Source organism: Paenibacillus sp. DS2015 (assembly GCF_050433705.1).
Taxonomy (GTDB): domain Bacteria; phylum Bacillota; class Bacilli; order Paenibacillales; family Paenibacillaceae; genus Paenibacillus_AQ.
In genome coordinates this window covers 1-1,935 of record NZ_JBNPWS010000073.1, presented here as the reverse complement: position 1 = coordinate 1,935, position 1,935 = coordinate 1, and the positions used below count along the sequence as shown (strand labels likewise).

Annotated in this window: 2 protein-coding genes; both read right to left on the bottom strand. The window is 44.5% G+C overall.

Translation table 11 applies throughout. From position 1 onward, the window contains the following. Positions 1-90: 90 nt before the first annotated feature. Entirely contained in the window at positions 91-684 is a 594-nt protein-coding gene (locus J2T13_RS26110; RefSeq protein WP_429375628.1) for a helix-turn-helix domain-containing protein, read from the bottom strand. A gap of 303 nt (positions 685-987) precedes the next feature. Continuing rightward, positions 988-1,935, bottom strand: a 948-nt coding sequence (locus tag J2T13_RS26105) for a reverse transcriptase domain-containing protein (RefSeq protein WP_429375627.1), incomplete at its 5' end; no start/stop codon positions are given.

The window sequence follows — 1,935 nt, the reverse complement described above, 5'->3', positions numbered from 1 at the left end:
ACCTCCTTTTTCACTAGATGATAAAGGAAGGTTTAGAAAATGGCAGTGAAAGATTGTAGGATTTAAAAAGCTACCGCGTAGCGGTTTAGTTCAACGTTTGGTTCCGTCCTCGCTGAAGTCGTAATAATAGCCGAACAGCAGCGAACCTGCGGGTCTTCCGGCTAATTCGTTAATCCGGTCATGCGTACCATCCGTCCAGATTTTCTCTACGAACGTGGGTATTTCTGTGTAAGCATCCTTGTGAACGATAACCTCTTTTCCAATGACGAGGCAACCCTTCTCTTCAACCATCCGATAATTCATTTCGGTTTCTCCTTTGATCTGAATTTGAAAGGAGATTCGGGGAAACGACTTGAGCTTCACGTTCTTTTTTCTCGCCATTTGCGGGGTTACCCCATGCATCCTCTGGAACGCTTTGGCGAAGGACTCCGGTTTCTCGTAACCATACTTAAGCGCGATATCGATCACCTTGCCGTCCGTTCCGGCCAGCTCTTCCGCCGCCAGTGTAAGCCGCCTGTTGCGCACATATTCTGTAACGGTGAAGCCCGTCAGGGCATGGAACATGCGCTGAAAATGGTATTTCGAAGTCATCGCTGCTCCGGCGATATCCCCGACCCCGATGGCCGAGTTCAAGTTCTGCTCCACATAATCAATCGCCTGCTTAAGCAGCCGGATCGTTTGCAAATCCTCACCTCTCCTTTCAATTTCATTGTAGAGAAACAATTCCCCCACATGAGCATTTAAAACTCCCCCACCTATAAAATAACAGTACAAGTAAATGAGGGAACTTCTCTAAGCAATAGATTGGTGGGGTAGTACTTCAATTATGCTAATTGCTGCTTTAATAGCCACTCCTTCGTTTCCTTCATGCGATACGAATTCCCGTTCATATTCACGATGGGTGAGTAGACTGTGTCCTTACAGAATCAGCCCCTCTCAGAACCGGACGTGCCCAATTAAGGCATCCGGCTCCCCATATGAGCCTCTTTACACAAACGCTGAGTTTAGGTTTATTAACGATTTCGGTTCTGCCAATGGATAAAATCTCAGCATTCGACTGAATTTTAACCACGTAAGTTTACTACGTTGGCTTCGCCGGTTGAGCCATTTATGTAGGAGTTTTATGATATGTCTTCTGTACGCTAACAGTTGGTTCCAATTATCGCTGACACCGTAGTATTGGTAATGTCCTCGTAGTTTTGAGTTCACTGTTTTCCAGATCTCACTTAGTGGTAGCTTGCGATTTTCTTGGATCCATTTTTTAAACTCTTGGATTCTTGTATGATACTTCTTTCTTGCTGTCTTCCACTTGAGTTTAAATCGCCCTTTTCTGCTTCTTCCACAGTAGTGCGTGAATCCTAGAAAATCGAATGTTTCTGGTTTTCTCCCCAATATCTTCTTTTCATCTCGTGCCGCATATCGCCCGAATGTCAGGATCTTTGTTTTCTCTTCCGCCACTTGTAGATTGAATTTCGCTAGTCTGGTTCGTAAGGCTTCGTAGAACATTTCAGCGTCATGTTTATATTGAAAACATGCAACAAAGTCGTCCGCATACCGTACGATGTAGGCTTCACCTCGACAGTGTTTCTTCACTGCTTTAGTAAACCATAGATCTAGGGTGTAGTGCAGATAGATATTGGCTAATAGCGGAGATAGGCTACCTCCTTGGGGAACTCCTTCTTCACTTTTAACTACGTTTCCACTTCCCATAATGCCTGCTTTTAGGAACCGCTTAATCAGTCTTAGGATCTGTGTATCTTTGATTCGTAGCTCTAACATTTTCATCAGCCATTCATGGTTTACTTCGTTGAAGAACCCCCGAATGTCTGCGTCAACTACATACCCAACTTTCCGTGTTCCTATGACTCTACTAAGCTCTTTTAAGGCTTGGTGTGGATTCCTTTGAGGCCGAAATCCATAGGAGTGTTCCAAAAA